Here is a 21,497-nt window from a genome sequence, read left to right on the forward strand (position 1 = left end):
GAAAGGGAGCTACAACGTAACTTCGGTTTTGTTGGCGTTTGTTTGGATTGTAGCATAGCGAAATGAGAAAGGGAGCTACAACTGAACCAAATAACAATAATACCTTTGATATATTGTAGCATAGCGAAATGAGAAAGGGAGCTACAACTATTTCCAAGAGCATCAGCAATAGCTTTTGATTGTAGCATAGCGAAATGAGAAAGGGAGCTACAACAAATCATTGAGCATATCGACCAAAGTGGCGATTGTAGCATAGCGAAATGAGAAAGGGAGCTACAACCTTACTGCCACCTTTTGGATCAAGGTTTATATTGTAGCATAGCGAAATGAGAAAGGGAGCTACAACAAATCAGATGTTCCTTCAGCACCAGCTACGATTGTAGCATAGCGAAATGAGAAAGGGAGCTACAACGCGATTGATGATACATTAGGGAAATTAGGCATTGTAGCATAGCGAAATGAGAAAGGGAGCTACAACAATAGAAGCCATTGCCACCACAGGCTCGGCATTGTAGCATAGCGAAATGAGAAAGGGAGCTACAACTGTGGTTCGCTATCTTCTCCGGTGGTGGTGATTGTAGCATAGCGAAATGAGAAAGGGAGCTACAACCAACACAATTCTATCCGCTTATCTCTCTAGATTGTAGCATAGCGAAATAAAACGTAGCTCTTGTAAAAATTCAAGTATAAATATTGTATTTTATGCTTCTTTATATTATTGTGCATAGTATATATTTTAAACTAAACATATCGTTCCAATAAAATAATCACACTCTTCATAATAGTTTCAGAAAATACATGCTTAAATCAATGTGTATTCCAATTTTAGTGCTAAAAAATTTTTAATTTACTTAAATTATAAAGGGAGATTCATCTATGAAAATCAATAAATTATCCTATTTAATTTCACTTTCTTTGATCGGTGCTCTTAACTCTTCCGCAGAAGCCTGCTCTGCTCTTATCGTTGGTAAATCTGCCAGTAATAATCACAGTATGTTTATCGCAAGGAATGAAGATTTTGGCGATAATAACTGGGCAAAACATTTGGTTTATCATCCCTCAGAAGAGCCAACAGCGAAAGAGTGGAATCTTGGCGATGGTTTAGTTATCCCTATGCCTAAAAAGCTCTACGCTTATTCCGCACTGCCAGACTGGGATGCCAAAGAATCAAATAAAGAAGGGAAATATTTTGAAGAGCGTGGCGTAAATGAATTTAATGTCGCCCTTTCTGCAACTAACAGTGCTGACGTTAATGAAAAAGCCAATAAAGTTGATCCCCTTGTTAAAAATGGCTTATCCGAAGCATTGATTCCGAGCATTATTTTGCCACAAATCAAAACCGCCAAAGAAGGCGTTGAGTTGTTAGGAAAATACCTTAAAGATTATGGTGCATCCGAAGGAAATATTCTCTATTTTGCGGATGAAAAAGAAATATGGATGATGGAAATCGGCTCAGGACACCATTGGATCGCAGTGAAAGTGCCTGATGATGCTTATGTGATGGTTGCCAATGCGTTAAGAATCCATAATGTCGATTTAGACTCGCCTGATGTTTTACATTCAGAAGGCTTATATGAATTTGTGGAGAAAAATAAATTACTCGATAATCCGAATAAAAAATCATTTAATTTTGCCAAAGCCTTTGGTGTATTAGGAGATACTTACAACACTCACCGCGTTTGGTTAGGTCAGAAAATGCTGTCTCCTTCTATCAAACAATCTGAAAATGAGGCTATCTATCCATTATTCCAAAAACCCGATTCTCCGATTGATATTACAAAAATAAAACAGGTTTTAAGTGCTGATTTTAACGGTACAATTCTTGAAAAGGATGGTAAACGACCAATGAGAGTCGAACGTCAATTAGAAACCCATATTATTGAAATACGTCCAGAAAAACCAAAAGCATTGCAGATCGTCACTTGGCAAAGTTTAGGGGTTTTATCCGAATCATTAGTTGTTCCACTTTATTCAACGATGACGAAATACCCTAACTCATTTGTGATGGGAACAGACCAATATGATCCAAATTCAGCCTATTGGCAATTCCGTAGTTTAACCACGTTGGCAAATACAAATGCTCAAAAATATTATCCTTTTATTCATAAAAATCTTGCTGTGGAACAAAAAGATATCATAGAACGCTTTAATCAAGTTGATAAACAATTATCAGCAATAAAAGCCGTACCAATGATGAAGACAAAATCAGCGGATTTTTCAGTCAAAGAATTAAATCACGCCTATGATTTTGCAAAATCATTAAATTCCAAAATAATGACAGATTTAACAAAAATGAGCGAGGGGAAAAAATATACTGAAAAAGAACAGAAAGCCATTTTGACACTGCCTAAAGAATAAAACACCCACAAAGGCAACCTTCTGGTTGCCTTTCCCTAACAAGATGATTGCCGTTACTTTGCATTCAATAATAGAAATATTCTCTTCCTTACGCCACTTTTTAAAAGATTACTGTAAATAAAACCACTTTCCCCTTTTACATTCCCCTAATTTTCCTTAAAATCCCCCCCAACAAGCGGTTAAATTTTTATAAGAATTTGCAAAATGAATAATGAATTATTAGACGGTGTTCCCTTAACCGCATTAGCGGGAGTGGGGGCGAAGATTGCGGAGCGATTGAGTAAAATTGGAATTAACAACGTGCAAGATTTGTTATTTCATTTGCCGTTTCGCTATGAAGATCGCACTCGCATTACACCAATTTGTGACGCACGTCCTGAAAGTTATGTGACGGTTGAAGGCTATGTTCAACTGGCTGAAATTCAATTTGGACGACGCAGAATGTTGAACGTCGTTATTTCTGACAGCACCAGTAAAATTACCCTAAAATTCTTTAATTTTAATATGGGAATGAAAGCAAGTTTTGCACTCGGAGCAAGAGTCAAAGCTTTTGGGGAAGTAAAACGTGGACGTTTTATGGCAGAAATTCATCATCCTGAATATCAAATTATCTATAATAATCAACCTGTTGTGCTTGCGGAAAGTTTAACCCCCGTTTATTCCACCACCGAAGGATTAAAACAAAATGCGTTGCGGAAATTAACGGATCAAGCATTGGCATTGTTGGATCGTGTCAAAGTATCCGAATTGTTGCCAGACCAATTTAATCCACACCAATACAGTTTAAAAGAAGCACTGAAATTATTGCACCGCCCACCGCCAAGTATCTCTGCCGAAGAGTTAGAAAAAGGACAACACCCTGCCCAAAAACGCTTAATTTTTGAGGAGTTATTGGCACATAATTTGGCAATGCAACAGCTTAAAGTGGGAGCAAAACAGCATTTAGCGGAGAGCTTACATTACCAAAGTGATCTCAAACAGCGATTTTTGGCAAGCCTGCCTTTCTCACCGACCAATGCCCAAAGTCGCGTCACCCAAGAGATTGAACAAGATTTGGCAAAACCACAACCGATGATGAGATTGGTACAAGGCGATGTGGGATCAGGGAAAACCTTAGTCGCCGCATTAGCAGCATTATTGGCGATTGATAATGGCAAACAGGTTGCGTTAATGGCACCGACTGAAATTTTAGCAGAACAACACGCCATCAATTTTGCGAATTGGCTCAATCCTTTTGGCGTTGAAGTCGGTTGGCTCGCGGGAAAAGTGAAAGGAAAAGCACGTAAAGCACAACTTGAAGCCATAAAAAATGGCGAAGTTCAGATGATTGTCGGCACGCACGCACTGTTTCAGGATGAAGTTGAATTTGCTGATTTAAGTCTTGTGATTATCGATGAACAGCACCGTTTTGGGGTTCATCAGCGACTTACCTTGCGAGAAAAAGGCACGAAAACCATCAATGGTGAAAATGTCTATCCGCACCAGCTAATTATGACCGCAACCCCCATTCCTCGCACCTTAGCGATGACGGTTTATGCGGATTTGGATACTTCAATAATTGATGAACTTCCACCGGGACGAACCCCAATTACCACTGTGGCAATTTCCGAAGATCGCCGAGCGGAAATTGTTCAGCGTGTTTATCAAGCCTGTAAAAATGAAAAACGCCAAGCCTATTGGGTGTGTACTTTGATTGATGAATCGGAAGTATTAGAGGCTCAGGCGGCGGAATCTATCGCCGAAGATTTAATCCGAGCTTTACCCGATTTACGCATTGGTTTAGTTCACGGTCGAATGAAACCCCAAGAAAAACAAGCCATTATGGCAGAATTTAAAGACGCAAATTTAGATTTATTGGTGGCAACAACCGTTATTGAGGTGGGGGTTGATGTGCCAAATGCAAGCCTGATGATTATTGAAAACTCCGAGCGTTTAGGCTTAGCCCAACTGCATCAGTTGCGTGGACGTGTTGGGCGTGGAGCAACTGCCTCTCACTGTGTGCTGATGTACAAACCGCCACTGGGTAAAATTTCTAAAAAGCGTTTGCAGATGTTACGAGATAGCCAAGATGGTTTTCTTATCGCGGAAAAAGATTTAGAAATTCGTGGCCCCGGCGAAGTGTTGGGAACGAAACAAACGGGCGTGGCTGAATTTAAAATTGCCAATTTAATGCGAGATCGTAAAATGATTCCGTTAGTGCAACATTATGCCAAACAGCTTATTTTACAAGATCCTGCGATTGCTCAACAGCTGATTGACCGCTGGCTTGATGATCGCACCGACTACGGAAATGCATAAGCGGTAAAATCTTGAAAAAATTTGACCGCTTCATTGCATTATATTAGAACAACGTTGCTAACGTTTCGTAAATTAACTGCATATTTAAGATAACAAGCACCACCGTTGAAATAACGCCAAGAATAGTCACAATTTTTGAGTTTACATACTCGCCCATTTCTTTCTTGCTTGATGTGATCTTAATAAGTGGAATCATAGAAATTGGTAACGCTACACATAAAAAGACTTGTGAGTAAATAAGTAACGACTCAACCACATCGCCACGATCACCCCAAACCATAATACAGATGATAACAGGCAACACCGCAATTAAACGAGTGACAATACGACGAACCCACATTGGTACACGTAAGTTAATGAAGCCTTCCATTACGATCTGACCGGTTAACGTCCCTGTGATAGTTGCATTTTGACCTGATGCTAATAATGCCACTGCAAATAATGACGCTAATGTACCACTTGCGATTGGGCCAACAATTTCAGGATTTTTCAATGCATCATATAACTGTGTGAATTTACCCAATTGCTCCGGATCATTTCCGAAGAATAATGATGCACCAAGTAATAAGAGTAAGCAGTTAATAATGAAAGAGAAACCTAATTGAATATTTGAGTCAATAGTTGCAAATTTAAGTGCATGTTTAAGATCTACTGGGTCATTTCTATCGTATTTTCTTGTTTGTACGATAGATGAGTGTAAATATAAGTTATGTGGCATAACCGTTGCACCCACGATACCTAATGCAATTACTAATGCTGAATCCTGCCCTGCAACGTGTTCAGTAAAGATACTGGTTTTTGGCATAAAGCCATTTAAGGTTGCAGCTAAATCAGGCTGAGCCAAAGCAACTTCATACGCAAAAATAGTGAAAATTGTGAGAATAAGAATAAAGACAAAAGCTTCAATTTTTCTAAATCCAAAACGCATTAACACTAAGAGTAAGAATACGTCTGCAATGGTAATTAACACACCCATTAACAATGGAATATCAAATAATAAATTCAACGCAACAGCAGAACCGATAACCTCAGCAATTTCCGTTGCCATAATTGCAAGCTCAGTAGTTACCCATAAAACTTTTGCCATTTTTGGACCAACCATTGCTTTGGTTGCTTGGGCTAAATCCATCCCTTTTACGATACCTAATTTTGCACACATTGCTTGCAACAGCATTGCGATTAAACTTGAAAGCAAGATCACAGAAAGTAATAAATAACCGTAAACCGATCCCCCTTGAATTGAGGTAATCCAGTTACCGGGATCCATATATCCCACAGCAACTAATGCGCCAGGTCCAGAAAATGCCATAAGGTTTGAAAAGAAACCTTTTTTACGACTTGGAATAGAAACCGTATTATTGATCTCTTCAAGACTTAAATTAAAGTTGTCATTTTGATTCATTTTTGTTTACACACCCTTAAATGATAATGATTATTGATTGAGAAATGAATTTTAATTAGATTAGGATTTATTGTCAATAAAATAGACAAAATAAACAAATAAAAACCAGTTCAATTTATTATCTTTTCCCTTGAATTCCTCAAATCTGTTATTATATTGAATAAGATTTTAAACTTAATTTAAAGGATATAAAATGACCAACAAAACTGAAAGCACCCAAGAAAACAACCAAGTTGAGCAAGAAACTGACATTCAAGAAGAATTACAAACAGAACAAACCATTGAAATTCAAGACGAACCAAACTTAGAAATTGATGAATTAACCATTGCTCAGACTCGTATTGCTGAATTAGAAACTTATATCGCAGAAGCTGATAGCCGTGAAAGAGATATTTTATTACGTGCCAAAGCAGAAAATGAAAATATTCGTCGTCGTGCAGAACAAGATGTTGAAAAAGCCCATAAGTTTGCGTTAGAAAAATTCTCAAAAGAATTATTAAATGTAGTAGATAACTTAGAGCGTGCTTTGACTACTTTAGAAGGTGCGGATGAAAGCGTAAAAGGTTTAGCAGAAGGTGTACAATTAACTCATAAAGAATTGACCTCTGTATTAAATCGTCACGGCGTGCAAGGTTTTGGGGAAGTGGGCGAGGCTTTCAACCCTGAAATGCACCAAGCAATTTCACAACAGCCTGCTGAAGGCATTGAATCAAATTGCGTAAGCGTTGTATTACAAAAAGGGTATAAATTAAATGACCGCGTCATTCGTGATGCAATGGTAATGGTTACCCCTTAAATTTGATTTTTTCTGCCCCCTTCACCGCAAGGGGGCTTTTGTATTTTTAAAAGGATAGGAAATGTCTTTACAACTTAATGCCATCGCTTTACTTCTAGCGGTGCTTATTTTTCTCGGATTATTTAGCCAAAACAGCCCAGTGACTATTTCAGCGGCTGTTTTGTTAATTATGCAACAAACCTTACTTTCTAAATATATTCCCTATGCGGACAAATACGGCTTAAAAATCGGGATTATTTTATTAACTATTGGCGTATTAGCCCCCCTTGTTTCAGGTCGAATCGCCTTACCGCCACTAAATGAATTTCTTAACTTTAAAATGATCTCAGCAATTGTTGTTGGTATTGTTGTGGCATGGCTAGGTGGACGTGGCATCCCTCTAATGACCAAAAATCCGCCTCTGATTACAGGTTTGATGATCGGCACCGTGTTTGGCGTGGCTTTTTTCAGAGGTATTCCTGTGGGACCTTTAATTGCCGCAGGAATTTTATCATTAGTTATTGGAAGAGGATAAAATGAAAAACAGACTATTACTCATTATCGCACTCAGTGGCTTTTTTTGTGTCGCTTTTGGTGCATTTGCATCACACGGATTATCAAAAACATTAACTGTTAAAGAGCTAGAATGGATTGATGTCGGCTTAAAATATCAAATTTTTCACACTCTTGCTTTGTTTGGTGTCTTACTACTTGAAAAATATCTCACACTCGCTCATCAAGCGGTACAAAAAAGTTGGTCTTTTGCAAATATTAGCTGGATGTGGCTGTTAGGCATTTTATGTTTTAGTGGTAACTTATATTTAAGAGCGTTAGGTTTCTCAACAGATATGACCGTTTACATCACACCACTAGGTGGCTTTTTATTTTTGATTGGCTGGGGATTATTGATTTATAAGAGTATTAGATTAAAGATATAAATAATAAATGAACATACTTCCACAGCGTAAAACAATTAGACTACAACATTATAATTATCATCAAAACAGCTTATATTTTATTACGATCTGTATAAATGAGAAAAAATGTTTATTCGGTAAAATTATTGATAATGAGGTTATTTTAAATGACGCTGGGAATATGATTAAAAAATGGTATCAAAATATAGAAGATAAATTTAAAGATATTTTTTGTTTAGATTTTATTATTATGCCTAACCATATTCATTTTATTTTACATATTGATAGTCCAAATGATAAAACTGATAGTAATATTATTGCTATCGTTCAATGGTTTAAAATTATGACTACAAATGAATATATTAAAAATGTAAAAAAGAATAATTGGCAACCATTTAATAAAAAATTATGGCAACGTAGTTTTTATGAACATATCATACGTAATGAAGAATCATATCATACGTAATGCAGAATCATACCAACAAATTGCAACTTACATAGAACACAATCCATATAATTGGAAACAAGACAAATTGTATGTGCAAGAATAAATTACCAATATATGATATACAACTAAATAAATCGTAGGGGAGCATTAGCAACTTGTTGCGTATATGCTCCCGCTCTTCAATAGTGAACGAGAGGATATTCCATTCGCTACGCTCATTCAATCCTCCCCTACGGTAAATATAAATCCTAGAATGATTAAATATAATGAAAAAAAATCTGCAAAAAGACAAAAAAATCAGACCGCTTAGTGATGAACAAAAAGCGTTAATGAAAGAGTTACAAAAAATGACGATTAGTGACAGTCGTCGTTTGGCTGGGCGTATTCGTGGTTTAGCGAATATCCATAAGGAAGAAACCAAGCAAGCGGTCACTTCTGAAATAAAAAATGCAATTTCTACGGCACAGGCTTTTTTTAGTCATAAAAAATCACTATTACAAAATCTAAAAATAACCTACCCTGATTTGCCAGTCAGCAGTCGTCGTGATGAAATCCTAAAAACCATTCAAGAAAACCAAGTCGTGGTTATTGCAGGGGAAACCGGTTCAGGAAAAACCACTCAGCTACCAAAAATGTGTTTGGAATTAGGGCGTGGTGTCAAAGGGTTAATCGGTCATACTCAACCTCGCCGAATTGCCGCTCGCTCGGTGGCAAATCGTGTAGCGGAGGAATTAGAAACGGAGCTGGGTGATATTGTTGGTTATAAAGTCCGTTTTAACGATCAAGTCAGCGATAATTCCCTGATTAAATTGATGACGGACGGTATTCTGCTTGCGGAAATTCAAACGGATCGTTACCTAAATCAATACGATACTTTAATTATTGATGAAGCCCACGAACGTAGTCTGAATAATGATTTTATTTTAGGTTATTTAAAACAAATACTGAAAAAACGCCCTGATTTAAAAGTGATTATTACCTCTGCGACCATTGACGTTGAGCGTTTTTCAAAGCACTTTAACAATGCCCCGATTATTGAGGTGTCAGGCAGAACCTATCCAGTGGAAGTGCGTTATCGCCCTGTGTTGGAAGAAGAGGATCAAGATCAACTTCAAGGTATTTTGAATGCAGTTGATGAATTACAAGCCGAAGGGCGTGGCGATATTTTGATCTTTATGAACGGCGAACGTGAAATTCGTGATACCGCCGATGCACTCGAAAAACAGAATTTACATTTAACCGAAATTTTGCCCCTTTACGCACGGTTATCATCGAGCGAACAGCAACGTATTTTCCACCCAAGTAATTTGAACCGCATTATTTTAGCAACCAATGTGGCGGAAACCTCTTTAACCATTCCGAATATTAAATATGTGATTGATACGGGAACGGCTCGCATTTCTCGTTATAGCTATCGCACCAAAGTGCAACGCTTACCGATTGAACCGATTTCACAAGCCTCTGCCAATCAGCGTAAAGGACGTTGTGGGCGTATTAGTGACGGAATTTGTATCCGTCTATATTCCGAAGAGGATTTCAATTCTCGTCCTGAATTTACCGATCCTGAAATTTTACGCACCAACTTAGCGGCAGTTATTTTGCAAATGACCTCGCTTGGTTTAGATGATATTGGAGCATTTCCTTTTGTTGATGCACCAGATTCTCGCAATATCCAAGACGGAATTAAGTTATTAGAAGAATTACAGGCATTTCAGTTCCGCCAAACAAAATATGGGCAAAAGCGTGAACTCACACCAATCGGTCGTCAGCTTGCTCAGTTACCTATCGATCCTCGTTTAGCGAGAATGGTTATTGCCGCGAGTCAAAATGGATCGTTACACGAAGTAATGATGATCGTTTCTGCACTTTCGATCCAAGATCCAAGAGAACGACCGCAAGAGAAACAGCAATCGGCAGACGATAAACATCGCCGTTTTGCGGATAAAGAATCGGATTTTCTCTCTTTTGTGAACCTGTGGCATTTTATCCGTAAAAATCAGAAGGAATTAACTCAAAATAAATTTAGACGTTTATGTCGTCAGGATTATTTGAACTATTTGCGTGTCCGTGAGTGGCAAGATATTTATCATCAACTGCGTTTAACAGTGCGTGAATTGAAAATGCCGATCAACACCGAACCTGCAAATTATGTACAAATTCACACCGCTTTATTGACGGGTTTACTGTCGCATATCGGTATGAAAGAGCCTGAAAAAATGACCTATTTAGGGGCAAGAAATTCCCATTTTTCCATTTTTCCAAGCTCAACTCTCTTTAAAAAGCAACCAAAATGGATTATGGTGTCGGAATTGGTTGAAACCTCAAAATTGTGGGGGCGAATGGTCGCAAAAATCGAACCAGAATGGATTGAGCCGTTAGCCTTACATCTTATCAAATCCAATTACAGCGAACCTCATTGGGAAAAATCCAAAGGGGCGGTAATTGCCTCTGAAAAAGTGACGCTTTATGGCTTACCTATTGTGGCGAGCCGTAATGTCAATTTTGGACGCATTGATCCCGTTGTTAGCCGTGAGATTTTTATTCGCTCAGCATTGGTGGAGGGCGAATGGCTGAATAATTACAAATTCTTCAAACAAAATAACCGCTTAATTCGAGAAGTGGAAGATTTAGAACACAAAACACGTCGCCGTGATATTTTGGTTGATGAAGAAACATTGTTTGAATTTTACGATCAACGTATCGGCACCGAAGTGGTATCGAGTAAGCATTTTGATTCATGGTGGAAAAAAGCCAGAAAAAAAGATCCTGAATTGCTGAATTTTGAAAAATCTTTCTTGATCAACGAAAATGCCAACAGCGTGAGCGATCTTGATTTTCCGAACTTCTGGCATCAGGGAGATCTCAAATTAAAACTCAGCTATCAATTTGAAATTGGCAAAGAGGCGGACGGTGTCACTGTGCATATTCCGTTACCTTTACTCAACCAAGTTGAGCCAGAAGGATTTGATTGGCAAATTCCGGGATTACGCCGTGAGCTTGTGATCGCCTTGATAAAATCACTCCCCAAAGCCACCCGCCGTAACTTCGTACCAGCACCGAATTATACAGAGGCATTTTTAGCAAAAGCCGTGCCTTTTGAAAAACCGTTGCTTGAAAGTTTAACCTACGAATTGCGACGAATGACGGGCGTGAGTGTCGATCCTGACTTATGGAATATCGAAAGCCTTGATCCACACTTGAAAATAACCTTCCGAGTGATTGATGACAAGGGCAAAAAAATCGCTGAAAGCAACGACTTAGACAAACTGAAATTCGAGCTTAAAGATAAAGTGCAAAACACCCTATCAAATATCGCTGATGACGGCATTGAACAAAGTGGCGTGCATTTATGGAATTTTGCTGAATTACCACAATTTTACGAGCAGAGAAAACGCCATTTCAGCGTAAAAGCCTACCCAGCAATTGTGGACGAAAAAGAGTCGGTCGGGATTAAATTATTTGAAACGGAATTTGAACAAGCCCAAGCAATGCAAGCGGGTTTACGCCGTTTATTATTGCTAAACGTGCCATCGCCAATCAAATATTTACACGAAAAATTGCCGAATAAATCCAAGCTCGGCTTATATTTTGCCCCTTTTGGCAAAGTGTTAGAATTGATCGACGACTGCATCGCCTGTGCGATAGATAAACTAATTGAAGAATTCGGTGGCTTTGTGTGGAACGAAGATGATTTTGAAAAATTACGTGAATTTGTACGCCAAAATCTCAACGAAACTACCGTTGAAATCGCTCAACAAGTCGAAAAAATCTTAACCCTGACCTTTGATTTAAACAAGCGTTTAAAAGGGAAATTAGATTTCACAATGGCGTTCGCAATGTCGGATATTAAAACTCAAATCAACCACTTAATTTACCCAAATTTTGTGACAGAGATGGGCTACAAACGACTTGCAAATTTACACCGATATTTGACCGCTATTGAAAAACGCTTAGATAAACTCGGTATCGATCCAAACCAAGATCGTGCCAAAATGTTACGTGTCGAACAAGTACAAAATGCCTACCAGCAACTGCTTGCAAAATTACCAAAATCTAAGGCAATTCCTAATGAAATTTTAGAAATTCGCTATATGATTGAAGAATTAAGAGTGAGTTTATTTGCCCAACAACTAGGCACGCCTTACCCAATTTCAGATAAAAGGATTTTGAATTTGATTAGGGAGTTTTAGAGTAAAATAAAACTCGTTAATCTTTGAAAGAAAATTAACGAGTTTTTTAGTTTATGATAATCTTTTAATTTTACCTTCAGAGCTAATTAAAATCGTATCTATATCAGAATATAAATTTGGAATAAGTTTATTTATATCATTTTTTACAGTATTCGCTAATAACGTCTCATTTTTATCGGATAGTTCAAATGATTTAGTAAATACTAAAATATTGCGAATACCATTATCAACTTTTTCAGTATAATACTTTAAAAATTCATAATTATTCTCAGACAATACTTTCTTAATAAGATTATGTTGCCCTAAATCATTACAAATTAGTTGAGTTTCTGCTTTACAAACAAAGATAGCTGTTCTCATTATATGCTCCCTAGTAAGCTCTAGTATTACTATTAAATCTTTCTAAAAAACCATTTTTATCAAAAGTTAAATCTAGATCTGAATATTCACTTTTAATCGACCCAGGAATAACAATCCCGATAGCAGCTAGAGGAAGTGTAGGTATTAATAAGATATTGCCTATGTCTTTTGCCGTTTGGTTTCCTTCGCTTCTATATCTATATTCTTCTGAGCCATCTAAATCTATTTTTTTTGATGTTGGCTCTCCTAATAGTTCAACAACTTTTGATTTTGTCATACCAATGGTTAATGTTTTTGCTATATCTTCATAGTTAGTTGGAGCCGAGAGAGTACAACCACTTAAAATAATAGCACTTATTAAAATTATTAAATATTTTTTCATTTTTAACTCCAAATTAATCATCTGAACACCAAACATAAGAATCAACTTCTTTAACTTCCCCTTTTTCATTAAAACAAACATCAATATCTTTGTAATCATAAACTTCAAGAGTTCCTTTATTACCTTCTCTTTTTCGTCCTTCTGGATATCCAAGAATATTAATAACCTCTTGTTTTGACATTCCTTTTTCTAATAGACTAGAACGATTATAACCAGTTTCATTACTACACCCTATAAGTAACAGCATAGTTGTTAATAAATAAAATTTTACTTTCATATAGACCCTAAAAATTAAAAAATGAATAATATTCATTAAATTTATGCCTTTATGGTTCTTTTGTCAAGATTAAAAATAGCAAAAAATATGCAATATACGCATAAATTTAAAAATGGCTTTAAAATGGCAAAGATGACTACAACAGAAATTGATAGGCTTATTGGACAAAAAATACAGCAGAAACGTAAAGAACTAGGATATTCTGCTGATCGATTATCAGAGTATGTTGATATTTCACAGCCACAGCTTTCTCGCTATGAAAGAGGTGCAAATAAAATAAATCTTTCTCATTTGGTCGCAATAGCCAATTTTTTAAAAACACCTATCAGCTATTTCTTTTCAGGCTGTATGGAAAAATCAGAATGGAACAGCGATGAACTCGATCGCCATTGGCAAGAACTTACCTCAAAACAAAAAGCACTTTTTGTTGATTTATTAAAAGAATTACGAAAATCTTAAATAGATCATTTTAAGGGTTTTGTAGTGTCAGAGTATGCTTTGACGAATGTAGAATGATTCACAATTTTTGAATTTAGTTAATATAAAAAAGGACAAGGCATACCTTGTCCCTACAATGTTTTATCTATCTTAGTGTTAATAATATTATTTAATTAAATATTTCTCCGCCAGATACCCGACCAAAATAGTTGGGTTTTTTAGTGCGTTTCATATACAATATCCTCATAAATTTTTATTTTTATAAGAGAGAAAACGACTATGCAAGATTTAATCTGCTATAAAATAATGCCTGTTTGGAATAAAGATTCATTGCCAAAAATGTTTCAAGAACAACATAACACTAAAGAAGGCACTTGGGCAAAATTAACCGTTTTAAAGGGCGAATTAAAGTTTTATGAACTAACGGAAAATGGTGAGGAAGTAAAATCAGTAATTTTATCCCCTGAAAATCAAGCAGATTTTGTACCGCCACAACAATGGCATAAAGTAGAAGCGGTTTCTGATGATTTAGAATGCCAGTTAGCTTTTTATTGCAAAACTGAGGATTTTTATGCAAAGAAATATAGTTTAACCAAAACCCATTCCGAAGTGCTAAATGCTGTTAATTTTGTGCCAAAAGGTAAGGTCTTGGATTTAGGCTGTGGACGTGGGCGTAATTCACTATATTTGAATTTACTTGGTTTTGATGTCACTTCTGTTGATCAAAATGTGGAAAGTATCAACTTTTTACATCGCATTATTGAACAAGAAAATTTATCTTTAAAAACAGATGTTTATGATATCAATCAAGCCTCATTAACTGATAATTACGACTTTATTGTTTCAACTGTTGTGATGATGTTTTTACAACCTGATCGCATTCCTGCTATTATCCAAAATATGCAACAACAAACCAATCTCAATGGTTATAATTTAATTGTGTGTGCAATGAATACGGAAAATTATCCTTGCACTTTCTTTCCTTTTGCGTTTAAAGAAGGCGAATTGAAAGCCTATTATCAAGATTGGGAATTAGTTAAATATAATGAAAATGTGGGGCAATTACACCGTGTTGATGAAAATGGCAACCGTATTTCCTTACAATTCGCGACGATGCTAGCCAAAAAAGTGAAATAACATTCAACAACAAGCGGTTATATTTGATCGATTTTTTGCAAATTTTTGATCAAATATAACCGCTTGTTTTTTATCATTTTATGGAATGGCTAAAATTCTACTGTTACACAAATCATCACTTTCAAATGCCGTCATCTCACCTGCTTTTGCATTTGGAATAGGGAAAACGCGTACCGTCAGAGGCTTATTCAAACGAAATGCCATTGTGCCAGTATCTCGCATTAGTGCGGAGAGTTGCTCAACGGTTGCATTACCTGAAACAGGCACGGTATCCAAACCAATGCCACAAACCGCACTGTATGTCAGCAATGCTCGGATATCAAACTGATCTAATTGAGAGCCTTTGGCTAGCCCTGTATCTTCGGTTAAAGCCAACATTAGCCCTGAAAATCCAACTAATGGCACGTTTTTAATAGATTTGAATACTCTTGTAAGTAATGCCGACGCCTCTACGGTTCCCGCTGCCCCGAAATAAGGGACATTTAAGCATTCATAAACCGTTGCCATTGATGAGCAGTTTTTAGATGGAGCAGCGGAACTATCTATTCCTGCAAATTCAAAATTACCCGATAAAGTAACCGAATTGACGGCATTTAATACTTGATCAATATGATATTGCAAGGCTTCGGAAAGCTGAATATAGGCATCATTAAAGAAACTATTGTGATCACTTTTTGGAATATTTTCTAACACCGCCACTAATAAATCAGGTGTTTCAAAACCAACCACAAAGCTATTCGGCAAGTTGCTTGAATGATAGCTCGCAGGGAAATAAGGAATGAAAGGTTTGCAATTAAAATTCACTGTAAAATTAAAATTACCTTCGCCACGTTCTGTTGTTTCAGCAATCATTTTAACCGCTTGGGCGGATTGCTCGATCAAGCGATTATCCAACACACCATTTTCATCTAACGGCACATTCACGCAAGCATTGCACAAATCGCCATAGTCTTGAATCAGTGCCGGTAATAACTGAATTTCTTGCTCGGTTTTTGCCTCACCAATCGCAAAACGAATACGCAATCCACTGTCATTTAACTGATTGAGTAACTGTTTCAGATAACCTAAATCTGCTTTGGCATTTTCAATACTCGTGGTATCTAAATATTCTCCAAAGGCATTGGTGACGATACGAATAGTTTGAATTTCATAGCCTGCATTTTGAATGGTTGGAATCAGCAGATCAAATTCTTGTTTGGCTTGTTGTAACGCTTGTTGCCATTGGTTTTTGTCTTTGGTTAATGAGAGAAATAGCGTAATGGTTCGCACTCGGCAAAGGGATTTATCTTTATAATTCATCATCAGCTCCTGTATCAAAAATTAAAGTGTCGCACTGGTGCGATTTCTAATTGTTGTAAATTCTTCCTCAATCAAGAGCTTACCATTTAGATAAACCGCTTGCAGTAAATTTTGTTGTGCGTCTAGCAAGGTTTCTTCACGAATAGTTTTAAATTGATTATCCTGTTTGATCAGTGCCAAACGCCCTTTTTTAGAACGCTTGCTATGAGCGGTGATCGGATCTTTATACACATCTCGCCACTCGCCTGCCACTTGAATTGCAGAGGTTTTCATTACCCAGCTCATCACATCACGATTGACTTTTTGCAACAATCCGCCCCCCATTCCAAAGGTAATATTTTCAGCGCTAAATCCCATTGCCATTATTTCATCAAGAATTTCTTTTAAAGAATCCTGATCGATACCGTCTCCTTGAATCACACGAATACAATCAGGCAACACTTTGTAGCCCTTGCTATTCAAGGTTGAACCGAATTTTTGTTCTAAAATTTCAAGGGTTTTGCACACCACTTCGGTCGGCTTACCACTATCAGGACGAACCACTAAGGTTCCCCCCATTTTGATAATTTGCTCTTTAAACTGACTGCCCCACACTTCGCTGACTACGTCCCACAAATTATAGCTGTCGGATACCACCGCAAAGATTTTTCCTTCACCACCAAATTGGTTGAGCATATTTTGATAAGCGGCAATCTCGCCTTCACGCCCCCAACTGGTGATCGTGCTATGCTCTGCCGCAGGAATAGAAAATGCGGGCATTTCCGTTGCGTTATACCAACGACGAGCGGCGAGCAATGCACTCACGCTATCCGTGCCACTAAAATTAACTAAATGGGCTAATCCACCGAGTGCGACAGTTTCCAAACTACTCGCCCCTCTCGCCCCAAAATCGTGTAATTTAAAAGGCAAACTCGCTAAATTATCCGCTGATTTTTCTAGGGCTTGTTTGATGATTTTTTTGCAATAATAAGAGATACTCGCAACCGTGCTTGGATACCAAATCGCACGCAATAATGCCGTTTCTAAGTAGCTTGGTAACCAATAAAATTCAGGATCAGTATTGATAATCTGACATACCACATTACTTGCTGGAATAATACTTCCTTCTGGTATCGCCTCAATTTTTATCGGTAAATAACCTTGATATTTTTCAACGATTTTTAACCAGCCCTGCTTATTAAAAGGCTCGCCGTGAGCCGTAAAAACAATTTCCGCCTCTTCAATATCTTGTAACGTAACAGGTTTACTCAAATACTCTTTAATAAAGGCTTGTAGCCCAAAAAAGACTACATCAAAATCACTTTTACGGGATTCAATATAGCTAGACACATATTCACTTTGTGGCGGATATTGCACCCAATGGGACGCTTTGTAACTGTCGGTATTTAAGATAAGGTTATTTAGATTTGATGTGTACATTTTTTATTTCTCATTAAAGAATAGAAAAGATAGCGCATATTGTTGCATATACTTTACTAAATTGGAATAAAAAATGTGGTTTTACCGAGAAAATGATATAAAAAAAGAATCCTCCGAATCATTCGAAGAATTCTATCATTTTATTTATTTGTAATTTTTAATAAAAATATGACCGCTTACTTACCACTGTCACCATAGTTTTTCAGTACACGAGCAGAAGGATCATCAACATTACAACCTTCCCACTCTTTGTTTGGCATCCAGAAATCTTTGATCCACTCGGCTTGACCTGGATAGAATTTTTCAAAAATATCACGGTAAAGCAAGCTTTCTTTGGTAAATGGTGTGCCGTGTAAATAGGTTTCTTTCGCTTTTGCTAAGTCTTCATCTGAATATTTACTTTCAGCAAAATCTTTAAGATGATCAACCATTGAGTGACCAACTGCGTCAGAAAATGCCGCTTTTTCACGGTATAAAATGCTATCTGGTAAATAATCCAAACCTTCAAATGCACGACGCAATAAGTATTTACCTTTGCCGTATTTATTCATTTTACGCTCAGGATTGATACTCATCGCATAATCCACAAAATCAATATCGCTAAATGGTACACGAGCTTCAATTGAGTTTGCTGATAAACAGCGGTCTGCACGTAATACATCATACATATATAATTCGCGGATACGTTTTTGTGATTCTTTTTGGAATTCTGCTGGCGTTGGGGCAAAGTCGGTATATTTATAACCAAAAATTTCATCACTTACTTCACCCGTTAAAAGCACTTTAAGATCGGTGTTTTCACGGATATATTTACAAATTAAGTACATGCCCATACTTGCACGAACAGTGGTAATATCCCACGTTTCTAAGTGCCAAATAACGGTTTCTAATGCTTCCAAAATATCTTCTTTGGTCATAATCACTTCGGTGTGCTCACAACCTAAATAATCTGCCACTTCTTTGGCATATTTTAAATCAATCGGATCGGTATCCATTCCCACTGCGAACGTACGAATTGGTTTATCTAAATGTTTTTGTGCAATCGCACACACTAATGATGAATCTAAACCACCACTTAATAAGAAGCCTAATGGTGCATCCGCGTGCAAGCGTTTGATCACGGCTGCTTCTAATTTTTCTTTTAAGTTTTTGGCAATTGTTTCTACGTCTTGATCGATAATCACTTTTGGATCGGCAATATCGTTATAACAAACAAATTTGCCCGCTTTATAGTAATGCCCAGGTGGGAATGGCGTCACATCACGGCAAAATGAGATTAAGCCTTTTGCTTCTGATGCAAAGGCAATCGCACCCGTTTCTTTGTCGTAGCCATAAAATAATGGACGGATTCCCATTGGATCACGCCCAGCCATAACTTCGCCTGTTTTGCGATCAAACATTACAAGTGCAAATTCAGCGTCAAGCATTTTCATCATGACATCAATGCCAACGTGTTCGTAAAGCGGGATTAACACTTCGCAATCACTGTGTGAATGGAAATTATAGGTATCTTTTAAAATCTCGGTCAAATATTCAAAATTATAGATTTCACCATTACACATCAATTTTACATCGTTATGTACAAAAGGCTGGTTTCCATTATTCGTCATATCCATAATAGATAAACGATGAAATCCCCAAATCCCGCCGTCATCCGCTGTAATACTTTGATGATCCGGTCCGCGATGGAAGGTTGAATCATAACTTTTCTTAAATGTTTCGCTCATCTCTTTTGCAGATGAGAATACAAAACCGCACATATTTGTCTCCGAGTTGATTATTCTTTAATAAATTATCAACAATTTTAAATAAAAACAAACAAAATGCAAACTATTTTTAAACAAAAACAAAAAACCACACAACAAGCAGAATTTTATATAACAAAAATATTGTAATATTAGATAATATTTATATTTATAGCTATTCGCTTAAATTATTTTGACTATCGTTAAAAAATGAAATTTCCGTTATAATCTGACAACTTTAAACTAAATAAGGAATAATTATGCAAAATCCAAATGATGATGTGCTTTATGCACCCGTAGAATGGCAAGACCATAGTGAAGGTTATAGCGATATTTTATATCATAAATCAACCGACGGTATCGCAAAAATCACCATTAACCGTCCAGAAGTACGTAACGCATTCCGCCCACAAACTGTAAAAGAGATGATTCAAGCCTTTGCTGACGCACGTTTTGATGAAAAAGTGGGTGTGATTGTATTAACAGGTCAAGGTGAAAAAGCCTTCTGTTCAGGTGGTGATCAGAAAGTACGTGGCGATTACGGCGGTTATAAAGATGATAGTGGTGTACATCACTTAAATGTGCTTGATTTCCAACGTGACATCCGTACTTGTCCAAAACCGGTGGTGGCAATGGTTGCCGGTTACTCTATCGGTGGTGGACACGTATTACATATGATGTGTGATTTAACCATTGCTGCTGAAAATGCCATTTTCGGTCAAACAGGACCAAAAGTGGGTTCATTTGACGGTGGTTGGGGTGCAAGCTATATGGCGCGTATCGTGGGACAGAAAAAAGCTCGTGAAATTTGGTTCTTATGCCGTCAATACAACGCACAAGAGGCATTAGAGATGGGACTAGTAAATACTGTTGTGCCTTACAGTGAATTAGAAAAAGAAACTGTAAAATGGTGTCGTGAAATGTTACGTAACAGCCCAATCGCATTACGTTGCCTAAAAGCAGCATTAAATGCAGACTGTGATGGTCAATCCGGTTTACAAGAACTTGCAGGTAATGCCACAATGTTATTCTATATGACAGAAGAAGGGCAAGAAGGACGTAATGCCTTCAATGAAAAACGCCTGCCAGATTTCAATAAGTTTAAGCGTAATCCTTAATATTATTAACATAGCGATTCTATAAGGGTGTATTACATTACACCCTTTATCGTTTCTATTATACTTAGAATAGCAAACTGACGATTAAATTAAAAACAAGCCTCGCATCTCCTCTTATTATTATAAATAATACAAGATTAAAACTATCAGAAAATATAATACAGCTTATATCTATGCAACATTAACAAAAAAGTAGCTTGTTACTCTCTAAATTCATCAAAAATATATGTAAATATAGACATTCATCATTACACTTTACTAGGATAAATAGAAATATTCTAATTTTTGTGAAATTATGAAAAATATTTTATCAAATCAAATGAAAACTCACTAACTATATTTTAATATTTAATTGGGATTATAAGACGATATGGCAGGGGCGGAGAGACTCGAACTCCCAGCATTCGGTTTTGGAGACCGACGCTCTACCAATTGAACTACGCCCCTAAAAAGAATTGGCGGAATGGACGGGATTCGAACCCGCGACCCCCTGCGTGACAGGCAGGTATTCTAACCAGCTGAACTACCACTCCGCAAATATGGAAACCTAATAGTGCCCTACTCTCACACAGGGAAACCCTGCACTACCATCGGCGTTACAGCATTTCACTTCTGAGTTCGGTATGGATTCAGGTGGGGCTACTGCACTATCGCTATTAGGAAAATTTTTATTAAGTTAGTTTACTTAACTAAAAATAAACTAATTTAATAAAACCCTGATGGTGTCCTACTCTCACATGGGGAAACCCCACACTACCATCGGCGTTACAACTTTTCACTTCTGAGTTCGGTATGGAGTCAGGTGGTTCCGTTGCACTATGGCCATCAGGAAAATCTTTCAATATTCTTCTCTAATTTTCTTTATTCTTTAATTAAAAACAAGCTTCTACTTCTACTTTCTTTATTCGTCTTTCCAAAAACACTTGAGCGTTGT

Annotated in this window: 17 protein-coding genes, 2 tRNA genes, 2 rRNA genes and 1 CRISPR repeat array (1 of these 22 only partly in view); of the genes, 10 read left to right on the plus strand and 11 right to left on the minus strand. The window is 37.1% G+C overall.

The window, feature by feature from the left end:
* Positions 1-610: direct repeats of the CRISPR family, unit length 36 nt; unit sequence ATTGTAGCATAGCGAAATGAGAAAGGGAGCTACAAC (it extends 1,538 nt beyond the left edge of the window).
* A gap of 266 nt (positions 611-876) precedes the next feature.
* Together DYE60_RS08180 and recG are read left to right on the plus strand one after the other, a co-directional pair.
* The gene (locus DYE60_RS08180; protein ID WP_115316115.1) at positions 877-2,358 is read left to right on the plus strand and encodes a C69 family dipeptidase; all 1,482 of its coding nucleotides are present in this window, start codon (positions 877-879) and stop codon (positions 2,356-2,358) included.
* A 204-nt stretch (positions 2,359-2,562) separates the two neighbouring features.
* Entirely contained in the window at positions 2,563-4,656 is a 2,094-nt protein-coding gene (gene recG, locus DYE60_RS08185; protein WP_115316116.1) for an ATP-dependent DNA helicase RecG, read from the plus strand.
* Between the two features lie 43 nt (positions 4,657-4,699).
* Here the strand turns inward: recG and DYE60_RS08190 are convergent, their stop codons facing one another.
* Complete coding sequence (locus tag DYE60_RS08190; RefSeq protein ID WP_115316117.1) at positions 4,700-6,058, minus strand: Nramp family divalent metal transporter; 1,359 nt, start codon at positions 6,056-6,058, stop codon at positions 4,700-4,702.
* Between the two features lie 193 nt (positions 6,059-6,251).
* Between DYE60_RS08190 and grpE the strand changes: the two genes are divergently transcribed.
* The 5 genes from grpE to hrpA all read left to right on the plus strand — a co-directional run bounded on the left by grpE (position 6,252) and on the right by hrpA (position 12,388).
* Positions 6,252-6,854, plus strand: coding sequence for a nucleotide exchange factor GrpE (gene grpE, locus DYE60_RS08195; protein WP_115316118.1), 603 nt, complete (start codon positions 6,252-6,254; stop codon positions 6,852-6,854).
* Positions 6,855-6,915: 61 nt separating this feature from the next.
* Complete coding sequence (locus DYE60_RS08200) at positions 6,916-7,368, plus strand: DUF441 domain-containing protein (protein WP_115316119.1); 453 nt, start codon at positions 6,916-6,918, stop codon at positions 7,366-7,368.
* Position 7,369: 1 nt separating this feature from the next.
* The gene (locus DYE60_RS08205; protein WP_115316120.1) at positions 7,370-7,771 is read left to right on the plus strand and encodes a DUF423 domain-containing protein; all 402 of its coding nucleotides are present in this window, start codon (positions 7,370-7,372) and stop codon (positions 7,769-7,771) included.
* 7 nt (positions 7,772-7,778) lie between these two features.
* Positions 7,779-8,216, plus strand: coding sequence for a transposase (locus DYE60_RS08210; RefSeq protein ID WP_245942693.1), 438 nt, complete (start codon positions 7,779-7,781; stop codon positions 8,214-8,216).
* A gap of 248 nt (positions 8,217-8,464) precedes the next feature.
* Positions 8,465-12,388: an ATP-dependent RNA helicase HrpA gene (hrpA, locus tag DYE60_RS08215; protein ID WP_172460392.1), complete on the plus strand. Its 3,924-nt coding sequence runs from the start codon at positions 8,465-8,467 to the stop codon at positions 12,386-12,388.
* 51 nt (positions 12,389-12,439) lie between these two features.
* Here hrpA and DYE60_RS08220 read toward each other — a convergent pair whose 3' ends face one another.
* The 3 genes from DYE60_RS08220 to DYE60_RS10240 are packed head-to-tail and all read right to left on the minus strand — an operon-like array spanning position 12,440 to position 13,443.
* The gene (locus DYE60_RS08220; protein ID WP_115316121.1) at positions 12,440-12,748 is read right to left on the minus strand and encodes a hypothetical protein; all 309 of its coding nucleotides are present in this window, start codon (positions 12,746-12,748) and stop codon (positions 12,440-12,442) included.
* 10 nt (positions 12,749-12,758) lie between these two features.
* Entirely contained in the window at positions 12,759-13,130 is a 372-nt protein-coding gene (gene bamE / locus DYE60_RS08225; RefSeq protein WP_172460393.1) for an outer membrane protein assembly factor BamE domain-containing protein, read from the minus strand.
* A gap of 13 nt (positions 13,131-13,143) precedes the next feature.
* Positions 13,144-13,443, minus strand: coding sequence for a hypothetical protein (locus DYE60_RS10240; RefSeq protein ID WP_115316123.1), 300 nt, complete (start codon positions 13,441-13,443; stop codon positions 13,144-13,146).
* Positions 13,444-13,530: 87 nt separating this feature from the next.
* On the opposite strand from DYE60_RS10240, the gene DYE60_RS08235 reads away from it, so the two are divergent.
* Complete coding sequence (locus tag DYE60_RS08235; protein ID WP_115316452.1) at positions 13,531-13,866, plus strand: helix-turn-helix domain-containing protein; 336 nt, start codon at positions 13,531-13,533, stop codon at positions 13,864-13,866.
* A 258-nt stretch (positions 13,867-14,124) separates the two neighbouring features.
* Positions 14,125-14,982 (plus strand): SAM-dependent methyltransferase TehB, encoded by an 858-nt coding sequence (tehB, locus tag DYE60_RS08240; protein WP_115316124.1) that lies wholly within the window; start codon positions 14,125-14,127, stop codon positions 14,980-14,982.
* 78 nt (positions 14,983-15,060) lie between these two features.
* Here the strand turns inward: tehB and DYE60_RS08245 are convergent, their stop codons facing one another.
* The 3 genes from DYE60_RS08245 to asnB all read right to left on the minus strand — a co-directional run bounded on the left by DYE60_RS08245 (position 15,061) and on the right by asnB (position 19,460).
* Positions 15,061-16,281, minus strand: a complete 1,221-nt coding sequence (locus tag DYE60_RS08245; protein ID WP_115316125.1) for a DUF711 family protein — start codon at positions 16,279-16,281, stop codon at positions 15,061-15,063.
* 21 nt (positions 16,282-16,302) lie between these two features.
* A complete protein-coding gene (locus DYE60_RS08250) occupies positions 16,303-17,700 on the minus strand; it encodes a nicotinate phosphoribosyltransferase (protein WP_115316126.1) in 1,398 nt (465 codons plus the stop codon).
* Between the two features lie 176 nt (positions 17,701-17,876).
* Positions 17,877-19,460 carry an asparagine synthase B gene (asnB, locus tag DYE60_RS08255; RefSeq protein ID WP_115316127.1) on the minus strand — a complete coding sequence of 528 codons (1,584 nt, stop codon included), beginning with the start codon at positions 19,458-19,460 and terminating at the stop codon, positions 17,877-17,879.
* Positions 19,461-19,705: 245 nt separating this feature from the next.
* Here asnB and menB point away from each other — a divergent pair, with 245 nt between their 5' ends.
* Positions 19,706-20,563 carry a 1,4-dihydroxy-2-naphthoyl-CoA synthase gene (menB, locus tag DYE60_RS08260; RefSeq protein WP_115316128.1) on the plus strand — a complete coding sequence of 286 codons (858 nt, stop codon included), beginning with the start codon at positions 19,706-19,708 and terminating at the stop codon, positions 20,561-20,563.
* Between the two features lie 371 nt (positions 20,564-20,934).
* Here the strand turns inward: menB and DYE60_RS08265 are convergent.
* From DYE60_RS08265 to rrf (DYE60_RS08280), 4 genes are all read right to left on the minus strand, one after another.
* Positions 20,935-21,010, minus strand: a tRNA-Trp gene (locus DYE60_RS08265).
* Positions 21,011-21,019: 9 nt separating this feature from the next.
* Positions 21,020-21,096, minus strand: a tRNA-Asp gene (locus DYE60_RS08270).
* A 12-nt stretch (positions 21,097-21,108) separates the two neighbouring features.
* Positions 21,109-21,224: ribosomal RNA gene (gene rrf / locus DYE60_RS08275) — 5S ribosomal RNA — on the minus strand.
* A 53-nt stretch (positions 21,225-21,277) separates the two neighbouring features.
* Positions 21,278-21,393: ribosomal RNA gene (rrf, locus tag DYE60_RS08280) — 5S ribosomal RNA — on the minus strand.
* Positions 21,394-21,497 lie beyond the last annotated feature (104 nt).

The organism is Phocoenobacter uteri, from assembly GCF_900454895.1.
Lineage (GTDB): Bacteria > Pseudomonadota > Gammaproteobacteria > Enterobacterales > Pasteurellaceae > Phocoenobacter > Phocoenobacter uteri.